The 22,969-nt window shown below is 61.1% G+C and carries 30 protein-coding genes and 1 tRNA gene; 22 read left to right on the forward strand and 9 right to left on the reverse strand.

The genetic code is table 11. The annotated features are described in order from the left end of the window. Positions 1 to 155 precede the first annotated feature (155 nt). The 6 genes from QM600_RS15450 (at position 156) to QM600_RS15475 (ending at position 5,419) form a co-directional block, all read left to right on the forward strand. Positions 156 to 767, forward strand: a complete 612-nt coding sequence (locus QM600_RS15450) for a trimeric intracellular cation channel family protein (protein ID WP_283262364.1) — start codon at positions 156 to 158, stop codon at positions 765 to 767. Positions 768 to 837: 70 nt separating this feature from the next. Further along, entirely contained in the window at positions 838 to 1,524 is a 687-nt protein-coding gene (locus QM600_RS15455) for a response regulator transcription factor (RefSeq protein WP_283262366.1), read from the forward strand. Positions 1,525 to 1,592: 68 nt separating this feature from the next. Further along, complete coding sequence (locus QM600_RS15460; protein WP_283262437.1) at positions 1,593 to 2,972, forward strand: HAMP domain-containing sensor histidine kinase; 1,380 nt, start codon at positions 1,593 to 1,595, stop codon at positions 2,970 to 2,972. 222 nt (positions 2,973 to 3,194) lie between these two features. Continuing rightward, positions 3,195 to 4,661: a S1C family serine protease gene (locus QM600_RS15465; protein WP_283262368.1), complete on the forward strand. Its 1,467-nt coding sequence runs from the start codon at positions 3,195 to 3,197 to the stop codon at positions 4,659 to 4,661. Positions 4,662 to 4,741: 80 nt separating this feature from the next. Continuing rightward, the gene (locus QM600_RS15470; protein ID WP_185564609.1) at positions 4,742 to 5,239 is read left to right on the forward strand and encodes a MogA/MoaB family molybdenum cofactor biosynthesis protein; all 498 of its coding nucleotides are present in this window, start codon (positions 4,742 to 4,744) and stop codon (positions 5,237 to 5,239) included. 6 nt (positions 5,240 to 5,245) lie between these two features. Beyond that, on the forward strand, positions 5,246 to 5,419 hold the full coding sequence (locus tag QM600_RS15475) for a hypothetical protein (protein WP_283262370.1): 174 nt from the start codon (positions 5,246 to 5,248) through the stop codon (positions 5,417 to 5,419). Positions 5,420 to 5,479: 60 nt separating this feature from the next. Here the strand turns inward: QM600_RS15475 and mscL are convergent, their stop codons facing one another. The 4 genes from mscL to QM600_RS15495 all read right to left on the reverse strand — a co-directional run bounded on the left by mscL (position 5,480) and on the right by QM600_RS15495 (position 7,857). Then, positions 5,480 to 5,902: a large-conductance mechanosensitive channel protein MscL gene (gene mscL / locus QM600_RS15480; protein ID WP_283262371.1), complete on the reverse strand. Its 423-nt coding sequence runs from the start codon at positions 5,900 to 5,902 to the stop codon at positions 5,480 to 5,482. A gap of 112 nt (positions 5,903 to 6,014) precedes the next feature. After that, a complete protein-coding gene (locus QM600_RS15485; protein ID WP_283262373.1) occupies positions 6,015 to 6,725 on the reverse strand; it encodes an SAF domain-containing protein in 711 nt (236 codons plus the stop codon). Positions 6,726 to 6,826: 101 nt separating this feature from the next. Then, on the reverse strand, positions 6,827 to 7,138 hold the full coding sequence (locus QM600_RS15490) for an FmdB family zinc ribbon protein (protein WP_283262374.1): 312 nt from the start codon (positions 7,136 to 7,138) through the stop codon (positions 6,827 to 6,829). 143 nt (positions 7,139 to 7,281) lie between these two features. After that, the gene (locus tag QM600_RS15495) at positions 7,282 to 7,857 is read right to left on the reverse strand and encodes a 5-formyltetrahydrofolate cyclo-ligase (RefSeq protein ID WP_283262375.1); all 576 of its coding nucleotides are present in this window, start codon (positions 7,855 to 7,857) and stop codon (positions 7,282 to 7,284) included. A gap of 59 nt (positions 7,858 to 7,916) precedes the next feature. Here QM600_RS15495 and QM600_RS15500 point away from each other — a divergent pair, with 59 nt between their 5' ends. The 5 genes from QM600_RS15500 (at position 7,917) to QM600_RS15520 (ending at position 12,038) form a co-directional block, all read left to right on the forward strand. Further along, a complete protein-coding gene (locus QM600_RS15500; RefSeq protein WP_094274420.1) occupies positions 7,917 to 8,828 on the forward strand; it encodes a UTP--glucose-1-phosphate uridylyltransferase in 912 nt (303 codons plus the stop codon). A gap of 123 nt (positions 8,829 to 8,951) precedes the next feature. Next, positions 8,952 to 10,211: a molybdotransferase-like divisome protein Glp gene (gene glp / locus QM600_RS15505; RefSeq protein ID WP_283262376.1), complete on the forward strand. Its 1,260-nt coding sequence runs from the start codon at positions 8,952 to 8,954 to the stop codon at positions 10,209 to 10,211. Between the two features lie 48 nt (positions 10,212 to 10,259). Further along, positions 10,260 to 10,895 (forward strand): GNAT family N-acetyltransferase, encoded by a 636-nt coding sequence (locus QM600_RS15510; RefSeq protein WP_283262378.1) that lies wholly within the window; start codon positions 10,260 to 10,262, stop codon positions 10,893 to 10,895. A gap of 244 nt (positions 10,896 to 11,139) precedes the next feature. After that, positions 11,140 to 11,877 carry a divisome protein SepX/GlpR gene (gene sepX / locus QM600_RS15515; protein ID WP_283262380.1) on the forward strand — a complete coding sequence of 246 codons (738 nt, stop codon included), beginning with the start codon at positions 11,140 to 11,142 and terminating at the stop codon, positions 11,875 to 11,877. A gap of 85 nt (positions 11,878 to 11,962) precedes the next feature. After that, positions 11,963 to 12,038: transfer RNA gene (locus QM600_RS15520), tRNA-Ala, on the forward strand. A gap of 310 nt (positions 12,039 to 12,348) precedes the next feature. Here QM600_RS15520 and QM600_RS15525 read toward each other — a convergent pair. Further along, positions 12,349 to 12,645, reverse strand: a complete 297-nt coding sequence (locus QM600_RS15525) for a hypothetical protein (RefSeq protein WP_283262381.1) — start codon at positions 12,643 to 12,645, stop codon at positions 12,349 to 12,351. Further along, positions 12,642 to 12,947: a hypothetical protein gene (locus tag QM600_RS15530; RefSeq protein ID WP_283262382.1), complete on the reverse strand. Its 306-nt coding sequence runs from the start codon at positions 12,945 to 12,947 to the stop codon at positions 12,642 to 12,644. The genes QM600_RS15525 and QM600_RS15530 overlap by 4 nt, the downstream gene beginning before the upstream one ends. A 73-nt stretch (positions 12,948 to 13,020) precedes the next feature. On the opposite strand from QM600_RS15530, the gene QM600_RS15535 reads away from it, so the two are divergent. The 3 genes from QM600_RS15535 to QM600_RS15545 are packed head-to-tail and all read left to right on the forward strand — an operon-like array spanning position 13,021 to position 14,840. Further along, complete coding sequence (locus QM600_RS15535; protein WP_283262383.1) at positions 13,021 to 13,323, forward strand: hypothetical protein; 303 nt, start codon at positions 13,021 to 13,023, stop codon at positions 13,321 to 13,323. Positions 13,324 to 13,329: 6 nt separating this feature from the next. Then, a complete protein-coding gene (locus QM600_RS15540) occupies positions 13,330 to 13,830 on the forward strand; it encodes an ImmA/IrrE family metallo-endopeptidase (RefSeq protein ID WP_283262438.1) in 501 nt (166 codons plus the stop codon). Then, a complete protein-coding gene (locus QM600_RS15545; RefSeq protein ID WP_283262385.1) occupies positions 13,827 to 14,840 on the forward strand; it encodes a hypothetical protein in 1,014 nt (337 codons plus the stop codon). Before QM600_RS15540 ends, QM600_RS15545 begins: the two co-directional genes overlap by 4 nt. A 48-nt stretch (positions 14,841 to 14,888) precedes the next feature. On the opposite strand, the gene QM600_RS15550 is transcribed toward QM600_RS15545, so the two are convergent. Continuing rightward, positions 14,889 to 15,305: a helix-turn-helix domain-containing protein gene (locus tag QM600_RS15550; RefSeq protein ID WP_033234244.1), complete on the reverse strand. Its 417-nt coding sequence runs from the start codon at positions 15,303 to 15,305 to the stop codon at positions 14,889 to 14,891. A 492-nt stretch (positions 15,306 to 15,797) separates the two neighbouring features. On the opposite strand from QM600_RS15550, the gene QM600_RS15555 reads away from it, so the two are divergent. From QM600_RS15555 to QM600_RS15565, 3 genes are all read left to right on the forward strand, one after another. After that, on the forward strand, positions 15,798 to 15,953 hold the full coding sequence (locus tag QM600_RS15555) for a hypothetical protein (protein ID WP_243619842.1): 156 nt from the start codon (positions 15,798 to 15,800) through the stop codon (positions 15,951 to 15,953). A 130-nt stretch (positions 15,954 to 16,083) separates the two neighbouring features. After that, positions 16,084 to 16,932, forward strand: coding sequence for an SDR family oxidoreductase (locus QM600_RS15560; RefSeq protein ID WP_283262386.1), 849 nt, complete (start codon positions 16,084 to 16,086; stop codon positions 16,930 to 16,932). Between the two features lie 54 nt (positions 16,933 to 16,986). Further along, on the forward strand, positions 16,987 to 17,508 hold the full coding sequence (locus QM600_RS15565) for a DUF2505 domain-containing protein (protein ID WP_283262387.1): 522 nt from the start codon (positions 16,987 to 16,989) through the stop codon (positions 17,506 to 17,508). Positions 17,509 to 17,523: 15 nt separating this feature from the next. Here the strand turns inward: QM600_RS15565 and QM600_RS15570 are convergent, their stop codons facing one another. Further along, a complete protein-coding gene (locus QM600_RS15570; protein ID WP_283262389.1) occupies positions 17,524 to 18,015 on the reverse strand; it encodes a heme-binding beta-barrel domain-containing protein in 492 nt (163 codons plus the stop codon). Between the two features lie 62 nt (positions 18,016 to 18,077). On the opposite strand from QM600_RS15570, the gene arcA reads away from it, so the two are divergent. Then, positions 18,078 to 19,295 carry an arginine deiminase gene (gene arcA, locus QM600_RS15575; RefSeq protein ID WP_283262390.1) on the forward strand — a complete coding sequence of 406 codons (1,218 nt, stop codon included), beginning with the start codon at positions 18,078 to 18,080 and terminating at the stop codon, positions 19,293 to 19,295. A gap of 9 nt (positions 19,296 to 19,304) precedes the next feature. On the opposite strand, the gene arsC is transcribed toward arcA, so the two are convergent. Next, positions 19,305 to 19,658, reverse strand: coding sequence for an arsenate reductase (glutaredoxin) (arsC, locus tag QM600_RS15580; RefSeq protein ID WP_283262391.1), 354 nt, complete (start codon positions 19,656 to 19,658; stop codon positions 19,305 to 19,307). Positions 19,659 to 19,724: 66 nt separating this feature from the next. On the opposite strand from arsC, the gene QM600_RS15585 reads away from it, so the two are divergent. The 4 genes from QM600_RS15585 to QM600_RS15600 all read left to right on the forward strand — a co-directional run bounded on the left by QM600_RS15585 (position 19,725) and on the right by QM600_RS15600 (position 22,967). Continuing rightward, complete coding sequence (locus QM600_RS15585; protein ID WP_283262392.1) at positions 19,725 to 20,408, forward strand: NAD(P)H-binding protein; 684 nt, start codon at positions 19,725 to 19,727, stop codon at positions 20,406 to 20,408. After that, positions 20,408 to 20,770: a GntR family transcriptional regulator gene (locus tag QM600_RS15590; protein ID WP_283262393.1), complete on the forward strand. Its 363-nt coding sequence runs from the start codon at positions 20,408 to 20,410 to the stop codon at positions 20,768 to 20,770. Before QM600_RS15585 ends, QM600_RS15590 begins: the two co-directional genes overlap by 1 nt. Before the next feature lie 46 nt (positions 20,771 to 20,816). Beyond that, the gene (locus QM600_RS15595; protein WP_283262394.1) at positions 20,817 to 21,248 is read left to right on the forward strand and encodes a DoxX family protein; all 432 of its coding nucleotides are present in this window, start codon (positions 20,817 to 20,819) and stop codon (positions 21,246 to 21,248) included. 84 nt (positions 21,249 to 21,332) lie between these two features. Further along, the gene (locus QM600_RS15600) at positions 21,333 to 22,967 is read left to right on the forward strand and encodes a BCCT family transporter (protein ID WP_283262395.1); all 1,635 of its coding nucleotides are present in this window, start codon (positions 21,333 to 21,335) and stop codon (positions 22,965 to 22,967) included. The last annotated feature ends 2 nt before the right edge of the window (positions 22,968 to 22,969 follow it).

Consider the following 22,969-nt stretch of genomic DNA (forward strand, 5'->3'; position numbering starts at 1 on the left):
CTGATCTGGTCACCGTCACCGTCACCGTCACCGTCACCGTCACCGTCACCGTCACTGCCGTCGGCCAGACTCATCGAGTTCCCCGACGACTGGTCAAAGCCGTCCGGCTCGGGGTGATAGACCTCGATCGAATCTGACCGTGAGATCCTTGGCCGGTGCTGCTGAGGATCCTCGAACTGGTGGGCATCGTGGCGTTCGCGGCCTCCGGTGCTCTGGTCGGCGTCACCAAGCGGCTCGATATTTTCGGGGTGTGCTCGGTGGGAGTGTTCACCGGCATCGGCGGCGGCATCGTCCGAGACCTTCTCCTCGGCGTGCATCCGCCGAGTTCGTTGAGCAGCTGGCCGTACTTCGGTACCGCTGCGGTGACGTCGCTACTCGTCTTCTATCTGCACGAGCCGCTCAACCGATTGCGTCGTGAAATCCTGGCGCTCGACGCATTGGGAATGGGGTTGTTCGCGAGTACCGGCACGGTCATCGCGCTGGAAAACAATGCCAGTTCGCTCGCCGCGACGTTGATCGGCGCCACGGCCGCGATCGGCGGCGGAGTGATCCGCGACGTTCTCGTCAACGAGGTACCGCTCCTGCTCCACAAGGATCTTTATGCGGTGCCGGCGCTCCTCGGTGCTGCGTTGGTGGTCACAGTTTCGGAGTTCGGACTGTCCACGAACGGCGCGCTGGTGTGCGGCACCGTATTTGCCGCAGTGTTCAGATTGCTTGCGTTATGGCGTCATTGGAGCCTGCCCGGACCCCGGCGTACCGAAGATTGACCGCGACACGCCGAAGCGCAGAATGGGCCCCTCTCAGCCCTATCTCAGCACTTGCGTCCAAACTGTCGGTATGCGTATTTTGGTGGTCGACGACGACCGAGCGGTTCGCGAGTCGCTGCGGCGGTCGCTCAGCTTCAACGGCTACACGGTCGAGCTCGCGGTCGACGGACTCGACGCACTCGAAAAGATCATTGCCAACCGTCCCGACGCCGTTGTTCTCGACGTCATGATGCCGCGCCTCGACGGTCTCGAGGTGTGCCGCCGTCTGCGTAGTGCCGGTGACGATCTGCCTATCCTCGTGCTTACGGCCCGCGACTCGGTCAGTGAACGCGTCGCCGGCCTCGATGCGGGTGCCGACGATTATCTCCCAAAGCCGTTCGCTCTCGAAGAGTTGCTCGCCCGCTTGCGTGCGCTGCTCCGCCGGACTGCGCCTGATCCGGACGCCGATTCCGAGATGATGAGTTTCGAGGACCTCACCCTCGACCCCGTCACCCGCGAGGTCAAGCGCGGCGAGAGGTCCATCAGCCTCACCCGGACAGAGTTCTCACTCCTTGAAATGTTGATGGCGAACCCGCGCCGAGTTCTCACTCGTGGGCGCATCCTCGAAGAGGTGTGGGGATACGACTTCCCGACCTCCGGAAACGCACTCGAGGTCTACGTCGGGTATCTGCGTCGTAAAACCGAAGCAGAGGGTGAACCGAGATTGATTCACACCGTCCGCGGAGTAGGCTATGTCCTTCGGGAGACCCCCCCGTGATCACGGCTCCGCTCGGGAAGAGTGCCGAACCGAAGAACTCACAGATCCCGGCCGGTACACCGGCGGGGATGCGCCCCCCGATGCAACTGACCCGATCGGTGTCATTGCGTTGGCGGGTCACACTGCTCGCGGCGTCCGTCGTGGCGATCGCTGTGGCCGTCATGGCCATCGCGGCCTACGCCGTTGTCTCGCGCGCGCTCTATGCCGATGTCGATCACCAATTGCGCACCCGCGCATCCGTCCTCATCGACAGCAATGTCGTGCGGTTCGATCCGCGATACATCAGCGGTGCGACGCTCTACACCACCGATATCAGTGTTGCTTTGATCTTCTCGAATCTCGACACCTACCAGCCTCCCGGCTCCGACGTCCCGATCGGTGACGCCGAAATCGCGGTGGCACGTGGGATTTCGGACTCGTCGCTACGTACTGTCGACGGGCAGCGTGTACTCGCGCAGCGGACCCACGACGGAAGCGCTTTGGTGATCGCGCAACGGCTCGAGCCCACCGTCGCAGTGCTCGATCGCCTTGCCTGGGTGCTGTTCGTCGTCGGCGGATGCGGTGTCATCCTGGCCGCGGTGGCCGGGACAACAGTGGGACGCACAGGTTTACGGCCGATCGCACGATTGACGGCTGCGACCGAGCGCGTGGCCAGAACCGACGATCTGACCCAGATCCCGGTAACCGGCAGTGACGAATTGGCGCGTCTGACCGAGAGTTTCAACACGATGCTCCGGGCCCTCGCCGAATCTCGGGAGAGGCAAAGCAGACTCGTTGCCGACGCCGGCCACGAATTGCGCACGCCGCTGACATCGCTCCGTACCAACATGGAACTCCTCATCGCGTCGAGTCGGCCAGGTGCACCGCAGATTCCGGACGAGGACATGAAAGAACTGCGCGCCGACGTCGTCGCACAGATCGAAGAACTGTCCACCCTGGTTGGCGACCTTGTCGATCTCGCTCGGGAGGACGCACCCGAAACTGTCTACGAGAGAGTTGATGTGAGTGACGTCGTCGAACGCTCACTCGAACGAGCGCGTCGACGCCGTAACGAAATCGAATTCGATGCCGTGACCACACCCTGGTTTGTCTACGGCGATCAAGCCGGTCTCTCGCGCGCAGTCCTCAACGTCCTCGACAACGCCGCGAAGTGGAGTCCGACGGGCGAAAAGGTGCATGTCGAAATGCGTCCCGTCGGCCAAGGCTTGCTGGAATTGACGGTCAGTGATGCGGGACCGGGCATTCCGGAGGAAGATCGGGAGTTGGTGTTCGATCGTTTCTACCGGTCCACAGCGGCGCGTTCCATGCCGGGATCCGGACTGGGTCTGGCGATTGTGCGTCAAGTGGTGATCAAACACGGCGGCACCATCGCGATCGACGAATCCGATCGGGGTGGGGCACTGGTTCGGATTGTGCTTCCGGGTGAACCGGGGCCGACCGCCGCGTAAGCACTCGAGTAGCAATGCTTGGGCGTTATGTTCGGGGCTAAGGCTTTTCGCCGACCCCGAACCACAGCGCGAGCCAAAAGTTCGAGCCAAAGATTGTGTATTCACTGCAAACTCTGGGCAAAGTGACAGGTACGTCTCAGCGCCTTCTCAGCAGCGCAAGGCAGGCTTGTCGTCAACACAGTTGTGACCGCCGTAGGTGGTCACCGAGACGAAAGCGAGCCGATGACCGACGACCGCAATATCGACCCGACCCGGCCCGAACAGCCCAACAGCGAACCTACCCAGGCGTACCCGACGCAGCAGCCGTACCCCACGCAGGGTTACCCGGCCCAGCAGAATCCCGCGCCGGAGTCCGGGGTGCCGCGCAGTCCGTACCAGCCCACCGAATCGTTCGGGCAGCAGCAGTCGGCACCCGGCTATGGTCAGCAGCCCACCGCATCGTTCGGGCAACCGCACGGTGCGCACGAGGCCGCGTACCAACAGCAGGCGCAACAGCAGTCGCCGTACCAAAGTGCTGGTAGCCCTGGCGGACCGGGAACTCCAGTCCCCCCGGCGCTGCAGGGACCGAACGCTGCTGTACCCACCCCCAACCCGAAGTCGAAGCGCATGGCGCTGGTCGCCGGAGCGCTCGCTCTGGTGTTGGTCAGTGGTGGCGTCGGCGGCGCGGTCGGTGCGATCGTGGCCGACAACAACAGTGGCGGTGCCGCCGTCACCAATTCGCTCAACGCTCCCAAGCCGAGCGCAACCAACACGTCCAACGCCCCGGCCGGATCGGTACAGGCAGTGGCCGCGAAGGTTGTCCCCAGCGTCGTTCAGATCGAGGTTGCAACAGCCCAGGGTCAAGGCGGCGAAGGTTCCGGCGTGATTCTGTCGTCCGACGGACTCATCCTGACCAACAATCACGTTGCCGGCGCTCAGGGCGCGCAACTGCGTGTTGCGTTCTCCGACGGAACCAAGGCTTCGGCAACACTTGTCGGTGCCGACCCGGTGTCCGACATCGCCGTCATCAAGGTCGACGGTCGCAATGACCTGACACCGATCGACCTCGGCACGTCCGCCGACGTTCAAGTCGGGCAGCAGGTTGTGGCGGTCGGATCCCCGCTCGGCCTGGCCGGCACGGTCACCGAGGGCATCATCTCCGCTCTCGACCGTCCCGTCTCCACCAGCGGCGAGTCGGGCAACCAGAACACCGTCATCGACGCTCTGCAGACCGATGCGGCAATCAACCCGGGTAACTCCGGTGGCGCGCTGGTTAACATGGACGGTCAGTTGATCGGCATCAACACCGCGATCGCGTCGCTGGGAGCATCGTCGGGTGGCCAGGGTGGCTCGATCGGCCTAGGCTTCGCAATCCCGATCGATCAGGCTCGGCGGGTGGCCGACGAGTTGATCAAGACCGGTAAGGCAACGCAGGCCATGATCGGCGTGACAGTGCCTTCGCAGGACAACGCGGACGGCGCAACCGTCATGGATGTCACTGCTGACGGTCCCGCAGCCAAGGCCGGTATCCCCAAGGGTGCAGTGATCACCAAAGTCGACGATCGTGTTGTCGCAGATGGTGATTCGCTGATCGCGGCAGTGCGTTCACATGCGCCCGGTGACAAGATTTCGATCACGTACACCGACGGCGGACAGAGCAAGACCGTCGACGTGACGTTGGGAACTGCTCCGGCGCAGGGCGTCCGATGACCATCGGCGATCTGCCGACGATCACACCGATTTTCGGCCGGATCGCAACTGATCCGGAGCGCGGCACTACGGTAGAAGGTATGGAACTCGAAGCCACCTCGGCCGGCCGCGCTCTGGTCGTCATCGTCGACGATCGAACAGCCCACGGCGACAACACCGACTCCATCGGTCCACTGGTCACGGAGTTGCTCAACGAAGCGGGATTCCTCGTCGACGCGACGGTTGCCGTCGCTGCTGACGAGGTGGAGATCCGCAATGCTCTCAATACCGCGGTGATCGGTGGTGTCGACCTGGTGATCTCGGTCGGCGGCACCGGAGTCTCGCCCCGCGACGTGACACCCGACGTGACGGCCGAAGTGCTCGATCGTGAGATCCCGGGAATCGCCGAGGCGCTGCGCGCTTCCGGCCTGTCCGCCGGATCCCTCGAAGCGGGCTTGTCCCGCGGACTGGTCGGAGTCTCGGGCAGCACTCTCGTCGCCAATCTGGCGTCGACGCGTCCCGCGATCCGCGATGGCATGGCAACGTTGACGGCATTGGCGAGTCACGTCATCGCCGAGCTTTCCAGCCTCGAGGGCTGAACTGCGGTGCCCGAGCACAAGGACCCCAGCAAGAAAACGGTCGACAAGGACAAGCTGGCGCGCATTTTCGGGGAGGTGTTCCCGGAGACGACGTCGGACGAACGAGGTCCCGAAGGATCGACGGGTTCGTCGGACGACGACTGGTTGCGGGGACAGGTACCGCCTCACCACGGTGGATAGACATGAATCAGGCCCTCGCGGACGTAAGTCTGCGAGGGCCTGATCTGTGGTCGGGCCGCCTTATTGCAGAGTCTTGGCGTGAGCGCCGCTGTCGGTGCCGTCAGCGTTGGAGGCGAGGATGTCGCGGATCTGGATGAGCAGATCCGTTTCGCTGGCTTCCTTATCCTCGGGTTCGGTCGCGAACTTCTTCTTCGCTGCATTCGCGGGCAGGATCAGCACGAAGTAGACGACCGCCGCGATGATGATGAAGTTGATGATCGCGGTGACCACGGCGCCGAAGTTGAGGAACGTCTCGCTGGTATTGCCGGTGAGCTGAATACCCCAGCCGTATTCGTTTCCTCCGCCGATCGAAGCGATGAGGGGGTTGATGATGTTGCTGGTGAAGGCAGTCACGATCGCTGTGAAGGCCGCGCCGATGACAACGGCGACGGCGAGGTCCAGCACGTTCCCGCGAAGCAGGAAATCCTTGAATCCCTTGAGCATTTCGGTCTCCCTGAGTCTGATGTGACTAGTCCTCGTGTGGCGTCCGGTTGTTGGGCTCTCCGGAAACAACCGATTGCGAAAATCCTAGAGGAGTAGACCCGGATATGTTCGCTCACTGAAACGTCACCGTGATCGCATTGACCAGTGAGGCCCCGGCGACGCGGGTGGCAGCTTCGGTGGGCAGAGCCAGCATTATTATCTGTTCACGCTGGTTGCTGGCATTTTCTGCCGCTGTGACCAGGACGACGACCGCCCCGGAGGCCAGTATCCGGGGCGCGGCGTCGGTCGATGTCGCGTCCGGAGTGTCGGCGCCGACTGTCAGCACATCGACAATGTCGCCGCTGCGCAGTATGTCTGCTACTGCGGCGTCCGCGAGGCGCACCGGGACAATTCGAGCGTCGTCGATTCCGGTGGATTCTCGGGCCGAACGCGGGCCGAGAATCCTGATATCGGTGACAGTTTCGCCGCGTCGCATCGGACCGACAACCGTTCGGCCGAGTATGTCGGCGGCGTTGGTGACAGCCCCGTCAGGAGTCTGATCTGCAGTGAAGTCCCCGGTTCCGAGATCGTCGGGGGTGATGATCTTTCCCGGTGCGACGTCGCGGGCGGCTGTGACGACGCTGACGCGCTCGGACTCGGGATCTCCACGAAAGAGCAGAGCGATCCCGAGTATTGCAAGAATCAGTGCGGCGACCTTGCGAGCGGTTGCGCTCCGCACACGGTTCGGCCTCGCCAGCGAGATCAATCTGTCGACGGCACTCGGAGTGAGATCGAGTCGGGCGGGATCGCGTGGCCGGAGGAGGCGAGAGAAAACGGGTGGCATAGACGAACGGTAGGACCGGAAGTATGAATTCCGGTCCTACCGTTATTTGTCTGTGGACAACCTGGCGGTTGTGGAGAAGCAGGAGAAGCGGCTGCCGTGAATCAGCTGGCAGCGGCCTTTGCCGGAGCCGGAGTGCTGGTCGTCGAGGACGCTGACGATGAGGAATCCGACTTGGACTCGACCTTGACCGCCGGTGCCGAATCGCTCTTGGCGGGCTCGCTGGCAGATCCGGAACCACCGCGGCTGTCGGTGCGGTAGAAACCGCTGCCCTTGAATACGATGCCGACCGAGTTGAACAATTTACGGAGCTTGCCGGAGCAGGCTGGGCAGACCTTCAGCGAGTCTTCACTGAAGGACTGGACGATGTCGAAACGGTTGTCACATTCCGTACATGCGTATGAGTAGGTAGGCACCGGGCTTCCTCCGCATTGAGATATCGAGCGCATTGAGATATCAAGCAGTGTTCTGACACTGCACCGTTTAGCACTCTACTAGCGACAGTGCCAACAGCGCGAATTACGTGTCTATTCCCACTGGCTCGAAAGGGGCCGTCGGCTCACCGATTCAGGCGGGTCAAACCCGCGCCCGGTGTCAGAGCCCAGCCCATCGAAATGTCGTGGGGATCGGCGGGGAGGTGCTCCACGAGTTCCGAGTCTCGAACGACAGCGACGAGGCGAGTTGTCGGAGAAACCAATCCGAGAGTGCGGTCGTAGTACCCGGCGCCGCGTCCCAGCCTCGTGCCCCGCAGATCCACGGCAAGAGCGGGGACGAAAACGGTGTGGGCGAGCGCGACGGTCTCCGGGGGCAGGACTTGCCCGACGGGTTCTCGCAATCCGTACGACGCCGGACGCAGTGCGTCGACGCCTGTGTATTCAACCCAGCAGAGTGGACCGGGTTCACCGGTGATCGGTAGCAGCACACGATCGACAAGTGAAGCCAGCGCGTCCAACAGGTCGGTAGAGCCGGGTTCGGTGCGGGTCGGAACGTACGCGCAGACCGTCGTATCCGGGGTTATCGCGGCCATCGCATGTCGGGCCAGCGCTGCCGATTCTTCGCGCCGTATGTGTTCCGACACATTGGCTCGTTCAGTCAGGACAGATTGTCGCCATTGCGCTTTTCCTCGAGGTTCCACCACTTCACGATAGGCATCGTGATGAATGACGGGTAACAAGTTGCAGTTAGGGTGTTGGCATGACAGACGTTGTTGCTAGCAACAAGAAGGCATTCCGCACAGCCGTGGTTCCGGCCGCCGGATTGGGTACACGCTTCCTGCCTGCCACCAAGACCGTCCCGAAGGAACTGCTGCCCGTGGTGGATACACCGGGCATCGAACTGGTCGCCGGTGAAGCCGCTGATTCCGGGGCCGAGCGCCTCGTCATCGTGACGTCACCAGGCAAGGACGGCGTTGTCGCACACTTCGTCGAAGACCTCGTTCTCGAAAGCAAGCTCGAGGCGAGTGGCAAGTTCGCCCTCCTGGCCAAGGTGCGTAAGGCGCCGGGTCTGCTCGAGGTCGATTCGGTGATTCAGGAACAGCCTCTCGGATTGGGACACGCAGTCGGTTGCGCCGAGGTACTCCTCGACGACGACGAAGATGCCATCGCAGTTCTCCTTCCGGACGACCTCGTGTTGCCTCGCGGAGTGCTCGAGACCATGGCGAAGGTACGTGCGAAACGCGGGGGCTCGGTTTTGTGCGCCATCGACGTTCCCAAGGACGAAGTCAGCGCTTACGGGGTTTTCGACGTCGAGATCGTTCCCGACGCGACCAATCCTGACGTCCTGAAGGTCATCGGCATGGTTGAGAAGCCGGCCATGGAGGACGCACCGTCCACCTTCGCCGCGGCCGGCCGTTACTTGCTCGATCGTGCAATCTTCGACGCACTTCGACGCATCAAGCCCGGAGCGGGCGGCGAGTTGCAACTGACCGACGCCATCGCCCTTCTGATTGCCGAGGGACACCCTGTGCACGTCGTCGTGCATCGTGGGACTCGACACGATCTCGGAAATCCCGGCGGTTACCTCCGCGCTGCGGTTGACTTCGCACTGGACATGGACGATTACGGCCCGTCGTTGCGAGAGTGGTTGACCGCTCGCCTCGAACGCTGAAGTAGTTCGAAACTGTTCCGACGGGAAGTTAACGCAGTATCGAGATGCCCGGCCGCTCACGTGGCAAGGCATCATGGGGCTGAGTAACACGAGTTTCGCGACAAACAGGAGGACGCAGACCACATGCGGTCGGTTGAGGAGCAGCAGACCCGGGTTACAGCCGCTGCAGTTGCGCCCCGGCCGGTTCGTGTCGCTATTTCGGAGGCGCAGGGGTTGCTCTGTGCGGAAGAAGTGGTTACCGAGCGGCCGCTGCCAGGGTTCGATCAGGCTGCGATCGACGGATACGCCGTCCGCAGTGTCGACGTCGCCGGGGCCGGAACGGACCTGCGCGGCGATGACGGTGAGCCGATAGATCTGAACCTTCCGGTCGTCGGCGAGGTCACTGCGGGTTCTCGTCAGCCGATCCGCTTGCAGCCCCGACAGGCTGTGCGCGTCGATACGGGTGCTCCGTTACCCACGCTTGCCGACGCGGTTCTGCCGTTGGAGCACACCGACGGCGGCCGTGCGCGTGTCCGGGTGTTCCAGCCCGTTCGTTCCGGTGACTACGTACGACGCGCCGGCGACGACGTGCAGCCCGGTGACGTGGCCGTTCGCGCCGGAACGATCATCGGCGCAGCTCAGGTCGGATTGCTGGCCGCCGTGGGCCGGGACAAGGTTCTTGTTCACCCGCGCCCGCGGCTCTCGGTCATCAGCGTCGGCGGCGAGTTGGTGGACATCGATCGCACTCCCGGACCAGGTCAGGTGTACGACGTCAACTCATACGCGCTGGCTGCGGCCGCTCGCGACGCCGGCGCAGACGTGAACCGTGTGGGCATTGCCGGATCCGACGCGCGCCGGTTGCGTGAGGTTGTCGAGGGGCAGCTGATTCGGTCCGAGATCGTGGTCATCGCCGGCGCTGTCGGTGGTGGCGCTTCCGACGAGGTTCGGGAAGCGCTGTCGGAACTGGGCTCGCTCGAGGTCGAGCGCGTCGCGATGCACCCGGGGTCCGTGCAAGGTTTCGGACAGTTGGGCCGCGACGAGGTCCCGACGTTCCTCCTGCCGTCGAATCCGGTGAGTGCGCTCGTGGTTTTCGAGGTCATGGTTCGGCCGCTCATTCGCATCGCCCTGGGACGTCGACAGCCGATGCGTCGCATCGTGAAGGCACGGTCGGTGGGCACCATCACGTCGATTGCGGATCGTAAGGGCTTCCTCCGCGGACAGTTGATGCGCGACGAAGCGACGGGGGAGTACCTGGTCCAGGCACTCGGTGGCGCTGCTGGAGCGTCGTCGCACCTGTTGGCGACGTTGGCCGAAGCGAATTGCCTGGTGCTTGTCGATCGAGATGTCACGGAAGTTCAGATCGGTGAAATCGTCGACGTAGCGTTTCTCGCCCAGCGTGGGTGAATCGCTTCGACCCGTCGCGGTGTCGGCCCTTCTCCCTAGTGAGGTGTGATGTCAGCCCATCCTGGATGGCCGGAAAAGTTGGGTCCGCTTCGGGTGTCTGCCGGAGTTGTGACGCTCCGGCCGATTCGGCTGCGTGACGCGTCCACCTGGAGTCGATTGCGAATTCGCGACCGAGAGCATCTCGAGCCGTGGGAACCGACGGGTGAGTCTTCGTGGGATGCACGTCATCACGTCACGGTCTGGCCATCGCTGTGTGGAAGTTTGCGGTCCGAGGCACGCAAAGGTCGGATTCTGCCGCTGGTGATCGAACTGGACGGCAACTACTGCGGTCAGATCACCATCGGCAACATTGTTCGGGGCGCATTGTGTTCGGCATGGGTTGGCTACTGGGTCGCTTCCGATGTCACCGGTGGTGGTGTTGCGACGGCAGCCGTGGCACTCACTCTCGATCACGCGTTTTCGCGGGTGGGGTTGCATCGGGTCGAGGCCACGGTCCGTCCGGAGAATTCGTCGAGTCGGGCCGTGCTCCACAATGCCGGTTTCCGTGAGGAAGGCTTGCTCCGTAGGTACCTCGATGTCGACGGGCAATGGCGTGATCATGTCCTGGTCGGGATGACGGTAGAAGAGATTCCCATCACAGTTGTCGATCGACTCGTTCGCGCTGGCCGCGCGTCGTGGGCATGAAAACCTCAGTTAAACGACAGTTACCCCATCGGTAACCGGACATAACGCTCGGCAATAGTCGTTGCGAATTCAACTTTCGGACAAGGGGATTCCGGCGGATCGGGCAGTTCGGTTCGGTACGCGTGTGACACATGAGTAAGGTGGGGTTCGGCGCGTCGGCAACGATGCGAAGGCGTCGGCCGTTAACCTGAAAGCATCAACGGCTGGCATAGGTGCTGGTAGGTGATCGTAAGGAGGTCGCGGCATGCCTAGTTCATTCGTGTGGATCGGGCTCGTGGCCGTCTGGTTGTTCGTTCTGGTGCCGATGCTCGTGAACAAGCGCCCCAGGATTCGCCAGACCAGCGAAGCAGCGCTCGCGACTCGCGTACTACATCGCGGCGACAGTAATCCTGTCCGACGTGGACCAGCAGCCGGACATCGAAGCGATCCGACTTGGCAACCAGAACCAATGCGAAGCAGCTACGACGCGGAGGACCAGATGGACACTCACGCAGAAGACGACGACTACGCGGGCGCTCGTGCCCCGGTCAGGGATTTTGTGCCTGTCAGACGCGGTCGCGGTGGATTTGACCCCGAGGCCGACGCGATCGCACGGGAAGCGCGCTACACGTTTCGGCAGCGCACACTCCTTGGTTTGGCTTTCCTCGCAATCATGGCCGGTGCTCTCGCGCTGATCGTCTCGCCAATCGTGTGGTGGTTGTGTGCACTCTCGTTCGCGGGTCTCGGCGGCTATCTCGCATACCTGCGCAGGCAAGTGCGGATCGAGCAGGAAATCCGTCGTCGACGGACCGAACGGCTCAACCGCTCCCGCCTGGGCGTCGAGTCCCACACCGACGAAGAGCTTCGACTGATCCCGGCCCGACTGAAGCGTCCGGGTGCAGTTGTCCTCGAAGTCGACGATGGTGACCCGGCGTTCGACCACCTCGATCACTACGAGGAAATGCCCAGGCAGGCGGAGATGCGTCGAGCATCCGGGCAGTAAGTCGTCCACCATCTCGGAGCCGGCAATTCGAGGGACCGAATTCGGTCCTGCTAGAGTTGCCGAGCAACCGCTGAGGCGGTGGCACGGGGCTGTGGCGCAGTTGGTAGCGCGCTTCGTTCGCATCGAAGAGGTCAGGGGTTCGATTCCCCTCAGCTCCACCAAATATCAGTATCAGCTCAAACAAGTATCAGGTCCTCCGACAAGCGTCGGGGGACCTTTCTAATTCGGACAGTTGTTCGACAAAGCGGACTGTCTCGCGAAGAATGTGGTGAACGTGTGCTGTGCCATACCCCGATTAAGGTTAAATTCGATCCACTCTCCAACTGACTGAGGCATGATTCTTTGGTTCAGCTATTTTCTAGGCATGTAACGATGGTTGTGTGACAGCGATAAGTACAGTGGTTCGAAGCACGGTTGCATGCAGCTAGAACGTATTTTTCGGGGAGGAAACCGATGAGCCAGCCACGACGGCTAGCCATGACGCTTGTAGCTGGGTTGTGTCTGACGGGGATGGGGTTCCTTGCTGTTTCCGTGTATCCAGCCATGGTTTCTGCCCAACCAGGTGTAACCGAAACCATCAGCGGAGATGACGTTGTTCCCCTTGGAGAAGTTGTCCCCCTTGCAGGCGGCAACAACACTGGTGGCGGCAACAACACTGGTGGCGGCAACAACACTGGTGGCGGCAACAACACTGGTGGCGGTAACAACGGCGGTGGCGGTAACAACGGCGGCGGCGGTAACAACGGCGGCGGTAACGGTAATGATCATTGCCACCACCACTGCCCGACTACGACCACGCCGGTAGTGACGACGACGACCACCGCGGTAGTTACGACGACGACGACTGAGCCGGAAGTTACGACGACGACGACCGAGCCGGAAGTTACGACGACGACGACCGAGCCGGAAGTTACGACGACACCAGAGGATCCGATCGTGCCTCCGGTGACGAATGGCCCGGGCGACACGTCTTCGATCAGTTCAACTGTCTCTTCGGAATCCGAGGCGTCGACAAGTTCGGAACAATCCGATGAACCTTCTGCTGCGGTTGTGCCTGCTGGACCGGACAACCCGCAAGGTCCGTCCGCGAATGGTGGAGGACCTGCGCCGGCACCTGCCGGCGGAGCTGACTTAGCCTCGGGTGTGACTCTTGCAGCTCCTGCGGTTTTGGCTGCACCGGCACCGATCGTTGTTCCGCCGCAACCTGTTTCGCCGAATGTTGCGGTCTCGGCTGCCGGCTCTGATCCCCAAGCTCTGCCCGTGGTCTTCACACACGGATTGCCTCCGATTCAGAATGCTGCTGCGGTGGTAGGTGGTGTCGTCGGAATGACGTTGGTTGCCGCCGGCGCGGGAGCATTGACGTTCCGAGGTGCGTCCGTGCAGAAGGCGCGGTTGGTTGCTGCACGAGCTGAATTCTTGGCTCCCCGGTCCGGAAGAGGTGTGTGAGGCGTGCTGACAAAAAGACGGTCGCATCGCCGAGTTCTTGCTGCAGTGGACGCTGTATGTGATGCCGCCGCGTCCTCGGAAGCTGTGACGTTGTTGACTGTTGTGGAGGCTGTTGCTCTGGAACGTGAACGACCCATCGAAATCGATTTGGATACTCCGCTCGCAACGGGCGTCTGCGGTCAGCGACGGGCGTATGACGATCATGATGTGATTGTTCTCGCGCCAGGTCTACCCAACGTCGAACGGACTCTGGCACATGAGTTGGGGCACATAGTGTTTCGGCATGAAGGTGCGGAGATTGCCGAGGCGACGCTGGAAGCCAGTGACGATTTGATCGCCTACATGCTGAGTCAGCGATCCCTTCGCCGCAACGAGCCTGTTCCGATGGACGACATTGCTGAGTGGGAAGCGGAAACTTTCGCATCGATGCTGCTCATGCGACTGAAAACGATGAGTGGCAGGGGAACACCGTTGTCGGTTCTGCGGTATGACGAGGCGATCGGATGATCGCTTGGGCTATTGCCTTGGTGGTGTGGATTGCAGCTGGTGCAAGACTCGGTCGAGTGGTGGCGAGGGCGGCCACTCCGCTGCGCACGGCGATGGTGATCGTCGGCTTCTGTGTTGCCTTGATGGCTACCGTGTTGGTTCCCGGCGTGTGGGACATCGTCGAGCGCGTTGCCCCTGATCAGCATTTTTCGGCGATGGTTGTTGTCGTGCTGTGGGTTTTCTTGTCTGCGGCCAGTGCCGTCGGCGCAGTTTCTGCGTGGCCGGTGATGACACGTTCGGCGATGCGAGGCATTGCGATCGTGTTGTATACGGTCGGCCTGTTGGTCTCCATCGCGGTGGGATTCGGCTATCCGATCCCGGCTTTGGTGTTTGTGACCATCGCATTGTCGTTGGTGATCTCGACTGGGCTCAGGCATGTGGCGTGGGCACCGCTGGGGCGTGGAATCGCATTGATCGTGCTGGGCTCGACAACGCTCTTGATTGTTGTCGTGGTCATGTTGGTCGAAGCGATTCGTGGAACGAATTCACTCGAATCAGGCATCTGGACCGGCACCGGCGTGGGGTTTGTGTCAGCAGCCAGTGTGTTTATCGCATTGGGCATTACGTGGGTGTTGGCCGAGACGTGGGTGCGCGCAAGGTTGGATCTGATGCGGCTGCGTCGTATGCACGAACTGCTGGTGAAGCGTTTTCCCGAGGTTGTTGATGCCGACAGTGCTGCCACTACTTCCGTTCTGCGAGCGTCTGATGTGATTGCGCAGATCATGGATGCGATGTACATCCAGGCAGGTGCGGGCATGTTCGATGTCGGCGGGCGCGAGCCTCCGCGGTCGATTGCATCGCATTCAGGGATCTTGGCAGGGTGGATCGAGGATCCACTCGGTTCGGATGTTCTTGATACCCGGTGGATTGCACCCCCGGGCGGTATGTCTGCCCGGAGATGGGTTTTGGTTGTGGCTCGGGATCATGAGAAGTTTCGAAGTGATGTGAATACGACAAAAGCAGGTCGATAATTACTGATCGACCTGCTCAGTGTCGTCCCGGAAGTTCCGAGCCCTCAGTCAGCGTGATGCGTCTGGTGGAACTTCAGGCAGTCCTTCACTTGCGCGAAGCTTCTCGGCCATCGTCGTGAGAAGGTTCTGCGATTCTTCGGACAGGTCGAATGCTCGGCTCGACAGTCGACGCAGACCGTAGCCCTGGAGCTGCGCGAGCAGTTCGAGGTCGTGGTCGATCTTCGCAGCGTAGATGTCGTTGAAGAAGTAGTCCGGCTTCACCTTGAAGAAGCGTGCAAAAGCGGCGACAGTCTCGTCCGATGGGTTTGTGCGCTGTCCCGATCGGAGCTGTGAGATGTACGGCTTGGAAATCTGGTGGCCGTCCTCGATCAACGCGGAGGCGACCTCAGCGTTGGTGTGAGGCTTGCGCCCCGGAGGATGGACACTGTCGAACAGTTTGTTCAATCGTTCTGCAAAGTCAGCCATTGTGAACCGCCCCGTTATCCTCTCTAGCCAGCAATTGTTCTTCCAGCGAATCCAACGATAACACGCGGATAACCGATTGGTAGCTCGCTGTAGTCCGTTTAGTGGACGAATTCTTGAAGGAGGGCTGCTCGCTTTGTGATGGTTGGTGCCGGTTCCGTTAGTGGCCGAGGCAATTCTTGTCGCGACTGCTATCGAAATTGGCCCGAGTGCGAGGACATCCTCAACCTTCCCGCTGCGGGGTATTGTCACCGTAACGAACCGTTTGCCCGTTTTGGTCACAGTAGCTAAACATTAACCCGGTTTTGTAATTCGCCCGAGGCTGAGAAACTGCAGTTCAGGCCACTGTCGGCTCATGTTCATGTTGTGACGTGGGTTATATGGAGGGCTGGCTTGTCACTGGTCGTGATGTGCGCCACTTTGTGTGAGGTTCGCGCAGTGTCAACTGCGGCGCAGGTGCTGGCCAAGGCGCGCTGAGCGGTGCAGAATTGTGATATGAAACACACTGTGAGTGACGAGGAATTGCGCCGCGCCATCCGTGCTCTCCAGGACCGCGCACTCGATGCACGCAAACGAGGTGACGGAGCTGCGGCGGAAGCGATCGAGCGCACCATGCGTGACTATCAAGAGCAGATGGCGCAACGCCTGTAGTTGAACACTGCTGTAGTCGCAGCGGTTCTGCGCACTGAGTTTGGTGCTCTGCCTTTCCCTCTGGTGCGCAGTTGTGCGTGCGTAGACTTCCCCGCATGTCTACAGAGCTAGCGCGGGGGAGAGTAATGCCATGCCGATAAGGTCGCTCGAAGGAAAGAAGTGCCTGATCACAGGTGCAGGTAGCGGAATTGGGCGGGCAACCGCTATTACGGCGGGCGCGGCGGGCGCGGAATTGTTTCTGACCGATATCAATAGGTCCGGACTGGATGAGACCGTCGAAGCTATCAGCTCTGCCGGCGGCACAGTCAGCGTTGCGCAAGCGTTCGACATTTCCGATTACGAAGCAGTGAAGCAGTTCGGTGTGCAGGTGGCCGAGCAGTTCGGCTCGATGGATGTCGTGATGAATATTGCGGGCATCTCTGCCTGGGGAACTATCGAGAATCTCGAGCACCGGCATTGGCGATCCATGGTGGAAGTCAACCTGATGGGCCCTATCCACGTCATGGAGACGTTCATCCCACCCATGATCAGTGCAGGTAGGGGAGGGCACCTGGTCAATGTCTCGTCGGCCGCCGGCCTGCTGGCACTGCCCTGGCATGCGGCGTACAGCGCCAGCAAGTTCGGCCTGCGCGGTGTCTCGGAGGTCTTGCGGTTCGATCTGAAGCGTCATGGCATCGGGGTCAGTTTGGTTGTTCCGGGTGGGGTAAAGACGCCACTGGTCGATACCGTCGAGATTGCTGGAATCGACCGAGACGATCCGCGAGTGCAACGACTGGTGCACCGCTTCGAGAAGCGGGCCGTCACGCCGGAGAAAGTGGCGTCCTGCATCGTCGCGGGTGTTCAGAAGAATCGCTATCTGGTTTATACGTCGAATGACATTAGATTCGGCTATTGGTGGGCCCGTAAGTTTTCTCCGCCGTATGAATTTGTTATGCAGAAAGCGAACGATCAGTTTGGTAAATTGCTACGGCGCCCATGATTTGCTACTTCGATAGGACTTTCGCGGATTTCCGCGGGGACTAAGGTCATCGTTATGTCCAAGGGATTTCGATACGGCATCGAATTTCGCTATCCGATGGCGGAAGTTCACGCAACTTTGACAGATCCACGATATTGGAAGGTTCGGCTCGGTGAGCTGTACTCGAGTGCCGACATCGAGGTTGGCGACGGGTCGATCAGCGTGTCGGTTGCCGAAGACCTCGATTCGTCGGCACTTCCCGGTTTGGTGTCGAAACTGGCGCCCGATCGGCTCGGTGTCGAGCGAGCCGATCGGTGGGGGCCGTTGTCGGGAGGCCGAGCGGATGGTTCCGTGACGGGAACCGCTCACGGCCTACCGATTCGGATCGAAGCGAGCCTCGAACTGGCGGAATCGGCGCAGTCGCACGCAGTCCTCAACGTCGTGGGCAGTGCAGAGGTGAAGATTCCCGTCCTCGGTGGCCAGATCGAGAAGCTCGTGAAAAAGATGGTCGAGGACCTTCTCCATCGTGATCGCGACGCAGTGGAGGAATTTCTCGCTGATCAGCGTGACTTCGATGACTCGGAACAGGTCGACTGAGCAGGACGCTCGGAGCTATTCCTCCGTCACTCGCTGCAACTCGGCGTGCAGGTGATGCGTGAGCGGAGTCTGATTGTGAGCCATCCACACGTCGTACGTCAGTGTGTCGTTGTGTACTCGCAGGACCCGGCGTACGTCGTGTACAGGCTTGGCGTCCGGTGAGGCCGCCAACGTCAGCAACGTCAACGAGAGTGTGCCGTCGGCCTCGATCATGCCTCGGTGGATCTCGACGAAGCCGGTGGGCTGGGTGACCAGCAATTCGACGTCACCGCCGGCGACCGGACGCAGATATCCCGACTCCATGTGGAGCGGCCGACCGTCGGGAAGCCCACGAGTTCGCGAGGTGTAGGTGAGAAACGGTTTGGGTGTCGGGGCGAACTCGATTTCCTCGGAATACTCGAAATCGTCGATGGTGGGGAAATGTCCGCTGCCGGTTCCGGCCCAACGGCCACGCAGCATCTCCACTCCTCTTGGTTCACCTTCGGGTCGCTGCTGCTGTGTCGTCATCAATTGTTCCTCTCGCCGGTGTCGGCCATCAGATTACGCATCGGTGGGAATACTGTTTGTCCATGAACGGTTCTGGATCCGTCCCGCTCGGCGTCGACTCCGAGGTTGGCAGGCTGCGGTCGGTCATTCTTCATCGCCCCGGTGACGAATTGAAGCGGTTGACCCCACGGAACAACGATCAACTGCTTTTCGACGGTTTGCCGTGGGTGGATCGAGCGCAAGACGAACATGACCAGTTCGCGGCGGTATTGCGGGAACGTGGAGTCGAAGTGCTGCTGCTCGCAGACTTGCTCACCGAGGCATTGTCCGTCAGCGGTGCGGCCCGGATCCAAGGCATCGCTGCGGCAGTCGATACGCGCAGGATCGGGCACGCTCTGGGGCAGCATCTGTCGTCGTATCTACGTAGTGTGCCGCCGGTCGAGTTGTCATCGATCCTGACGGCAGGCATGACGTTCGACGAGTTGCCGGTCGATACGACGTCGACCTCGCTGGTGCGGCGGATGCACCATGGTGGGGATTTTGTGATCGACCCCTTGCCGAACCTCTTGTTCACCCGGGATTCGTCGTTCTGGATCGGTTCGCGAGTGGTCATTACGTCGCTCGCGCTCTCGGCCAGGGTGCGCGAGTCCTCGATTACGGACATTGTGTACGCGCATCACCCGAGGTTCCGTGGCGTGCGAAGGGCATACGAATCACATACGGCTCCGGTCGAGGGCGGTGACGTCCTGCTGCTTTCGCCCGGTGTGATTGCCGTCGGTGTCGGGGAGCGTACTTCGCCGGCCGGTGCGGAAGCATTGGCGCGCAGCGTGTTCGACGACGAACTGGCGCATACGGTGCTGGTGGTTCCGATCGAACAGCGCCGAGCGTCGATGCATCTCGACACGGTATGCACCATGGTGGAGGCCGATGCGGTGGTTATGTATCCGGCAATTCAGGACACGTTGTCGGCCTTCACTATTCGACGTGAAGACAATGGTGTCAGTATTCGTGGTGCGGACCCCTTCCTCGAGGCCGCCGCCCACGCCATGGGGATCGGGAAGCTGCGGGTCATCGATACCGGGCTCGACACGGTGACTGCGGAACGTGAGCAGTGGGACGACGGAAACAACACTCTGGCAATCGAACCTGGTGTGGTGATCGCATACGAGCGAAACGTGGAAACCAACGCGCGCTTGGAGGCGTCGGGGATCGAGGTGCTGCGGATCGCGGGGTCGGAGCTGGGATCAGGTCGGGGCGGCCCCCGGTGTATGTCCTGTCCGATCGCCCGCGATCCGTTGTGACGGGGTCACTCAGAGGATTGCTTCGACCTTGTCGGCAGGCCGGGCGAGGACGGTGCCCTTGTCAGTGACGACAAAGGGGCGTTCGATGAGAATCGGGTGTTCGATCATCGCGTCGAGGATCTCGGACTCGGATGCGTCGGCGAGTCCAAGTTCCTTGTACTCGGTTTCACGCTTGCGAACTGCGCCGCTGGGGGCGAGTCCGGCGTCGGAGAGGAGTTTTTCCAGCTCTTCGCGGGTAGGCGGGTTATCGAGGTACATGACGACGGTCGGTTCGATGCCGCGTTCGCGGAGGAGCGCAAGGACGGTTCGTGAGGTGTTGCACCGGTTGTTGTGAAAGATCGTTGCGGAGGACATGTTTGTCATTCTGCCTGGTGTGAATGCGCCTGAAGTATCGACATACCTGAAGTATCGAAGTGAGCGGAGTAGATGATGACGGAACATCGGAGTGTTGACGAACGACGAGTTGCGATTGCCGGGGGTCACGGCAAGATTGCGCAACACCTAACGTTTCTGCTGGCAGGGCATGGCGATCGGCCGATCGCGCTGATCCGCAACCCCGCGCACGAAGGGGCCGTGCGGACCTTGGGTGCGTTTCCTGTCGTCGTCGATTTGGAATCCGCGACGGTCGACGAGGTAGCGAAGGTGCTTGCCGGGTCCGACGTCGCAGTTTTTGCCGCGGGCGCCGGTCCGGGGAGCGGAATTTCGCGTAAGGACACCGTTGATCGTGCGGCTGCAATCCTCTTTGCCGACGCAGCGGAGAAGGCCGGCGTTCGTCGATTCATCCAGATCAGTGCGATGGGCGCTGGTGAACCGGCTCCGGCCGGGACCGACGACGTATTTGCGTCGTATCTCGAGGCGAAGACGGCTGCCGAGGAAGACTTGCGAGGCCGCACGAAACTGGATTGGACGATACTTCGGCCGGGGTTGCTCACCGACGACGATCCGAGCGGTGAGGTAACGCTGGCAGAGCCGCCGGTGTCACGCGGAGCGGTCACGCGGGCCGATGTGGCTGCGGTAATCGAGGCGTTGATCGACGCACCCGCGAGTATCGGCAAGACGTTGGTTCTGACGTCCGGTCCGGATCTGATTCGTGATGCGGTTGATGCGCTGTGATGACGAAGATCGCAATCGATCACAATTCGTCTGTTGCCCCGTACGACCAACTGCGGCAACAGATTATCGAGGAAGTTCAGTCCGGAGGGTTGATTGCCGGGGCCAAGATTCCGACGGTTCGGGCCCTGGCGTCGGACTTGGGTTTGGCGGCGAATACCGTCGCGAAGGCGTATCGAGTACTCGGCGAGCAAGGAGTGATCGAAACCCGGGGGAAGCAGGGCACGTTCATCGCGTCGGGGGCTGATCCCGTGCGGGCTCGGGCGGAGCAGGAGGCGACGTCTTTCGTGAAAAGTGTGAGGGCGCTCGGGTATTCGAACAACGAGGTCGTGGAAATGGTGGAGGCAGCATTGAGGGGTGCGTGAAATCGCTTAAGTTGACGCTTCAACTTAAAACTGTCAGGCTTGCATCATGAATTCGTCGATTGCTCGTGACCTCGGAACGCTGATCGCCCGTGTCGGCCTCGGCATCATCTTCATTGCCCACGGCTGGCAGAAGTACTTCACCTACAAGATCGCCGGAACCCAGGCGGCATTCGAAGGCATGGGTGCGCCGCTGCCCAAGGTGTCCGCTGTAGTTGCGGCCACGGTCGAACTCGGTGGGGGAATCCTGCTCATCGCCGGCGTGCTGACCCCACTCGTCGGCGCACTCCTGTTTCTCGACATGGTGGGTGCCCTCTTCATCGTCCATTCAGGCAACGGCATTTTTGTCGACCAGGGTGGCTACGAACTGGTGCTTGCATTGGGCGTCGGATCGCTCTTGATCGCGACGATCGGGGCCGGACGCATCAGCGTCGACGGACTGATCGGCAAAGGTGACGGCTGGCTGAAACCCGCAGCATAAGAGGTGTATGGAAGCGGGTTCGGCAGGCGCCGAGCCCGCTTCTCAGCTTGCTTTTGGCGATTGAAGTGAGCAACGTAGTCAGGTATGGTGACGAAATCTGATCGATCCGAACAGAATTCCGATGCCAACGAACAGCAACCCGAAATCGGGTTTGCTCGAGTAGGCGTACGGACCGACTACGTGGTGTTTTCCGTAGCGGCATTAGCGGTGTCGGCAATTGTCGTGTGGGGCCTCGTTGCTCCCGGCAATCTGAACTCGGTCACGGGAAGTGTCCTCGACTGGCTGGTGGTCAACATCGGTTGGCTGTTCGTTCTCGCAGCGTCGGCGTTTGTACTGTTCTCCATATATTTAGCGGCCAGTCGGTTCGGCGACATCCCGCTAGGCAAGGACGGCGAGAAGCCAGAATTCCGAACTGTCAGTTGGATTGCGATGATGTTCAGTGCCGGCATGGGAATCGGCCTGATGTTCTTCGGCGTCGCAGAACCGTTGGCGCACTACGTCAGTCCGCCGCCCGGCACCGACGGCGGAGTGGGAACGGCTATGGCCACCACCATGTTCCACTGGGGATTGCACCCCTGGGCGATGTATGCCGTTGTGGGCCTTGCGATCGCATACGGATCGTATCGGCGAGGCCGCAAGCAGTTGTTCAGTTCGGCATTCATTCCGCTGCTCGGACGCAAGGCGGAAGGCCCCATCGGCAAGATCATCGACATCCTGGCCATTTTTGCCACTCTCTTCGGTACCGCAGCATCTTTGGGCCTCGGGGCACTACAGATCGGCTCAGGTTTCGAGGTTGTCGGCTGGATGGAAGAGGCCAGTGTCTTCCTGCTCGTCGCGATTGTCGCTGTTCTGACGTTGGCATTTGTCGCATCGGCAGTATCGGGTGTTTCCAAGGGAATTCAGTGGTTGTCCAACATCAACATGGTGCTCGCGTTGATCCTGGCGCTCTTCGTGTTCGTTCTCGGACCCACAGTCCTCATCCTCAACCTTCTGCCCACCACCATCGGCGCTTATGTATCGGACCTTGCACAGATGTCAGCTCGGACGGGAGCGTCGTCGAATCCGGAGACCGGGGCGTGGCTGTCGTCGTGGACGATCTTCTACTGGGCGTGGTGGGTGTCCTGGACACCGTTTGTCGGAATGTTCTTGGCGCGCATCAGTCGTGGGCGGACCATTCGCCAGTTCATCATCGGAGTCATCGCAGTTCCCACCACTGTGAGCCTGTTGTGGTTCGCGATCTTCGGCGGCGCCGGAATTGGCGAAGAACGCGATGGAATCGACTTGGCGAATCGTGGTTCCTCGGAAGCTCAGCTCTTCGGAATGCTCGACAATCTGCCGCTGGCCGGGGTCACGACCGTCCTGGTCATGCTGTTAGTGGCTGTGTTCTTCGTTTCCGGAGCCGACGCCGCATCCATGGTGATGGGCACGCTGTCGCAGCGGGGGACTCTCGAGCCGAGTCGCTGGGTAGTCGTGTTCTGGGGCTTGCTGACCGGCGGTGTCGCGGCATTGCTGCTCTGGACCGGTGGCTCCGACGCTCTCGACGGTTTGCAGACGATGACGATCATCGCTGCCGCGCCGTTTGTACTGGTGATGATCGGCCTGTGCTTCTCGCTGTACAAGGATCTTTCGCACGATCCGATTATCGTTGCAGCGCGAGAACAGAAGCGGGCGCTGCTGAGGCCGAAGAAGGTCAGACGGGGGACACGGCACGAATCTTGAGC

Origin of the sequence: Rhodococcus sp. IEGM 1379, from assembly GCF_030056815.1 — a bacterium.
Taxonomy (GTDB): Bacteria; Actinomycetota; Actinomycetes; order Mycobacteriales; family Mycobacteriaceae; genus Rhodococcus_F.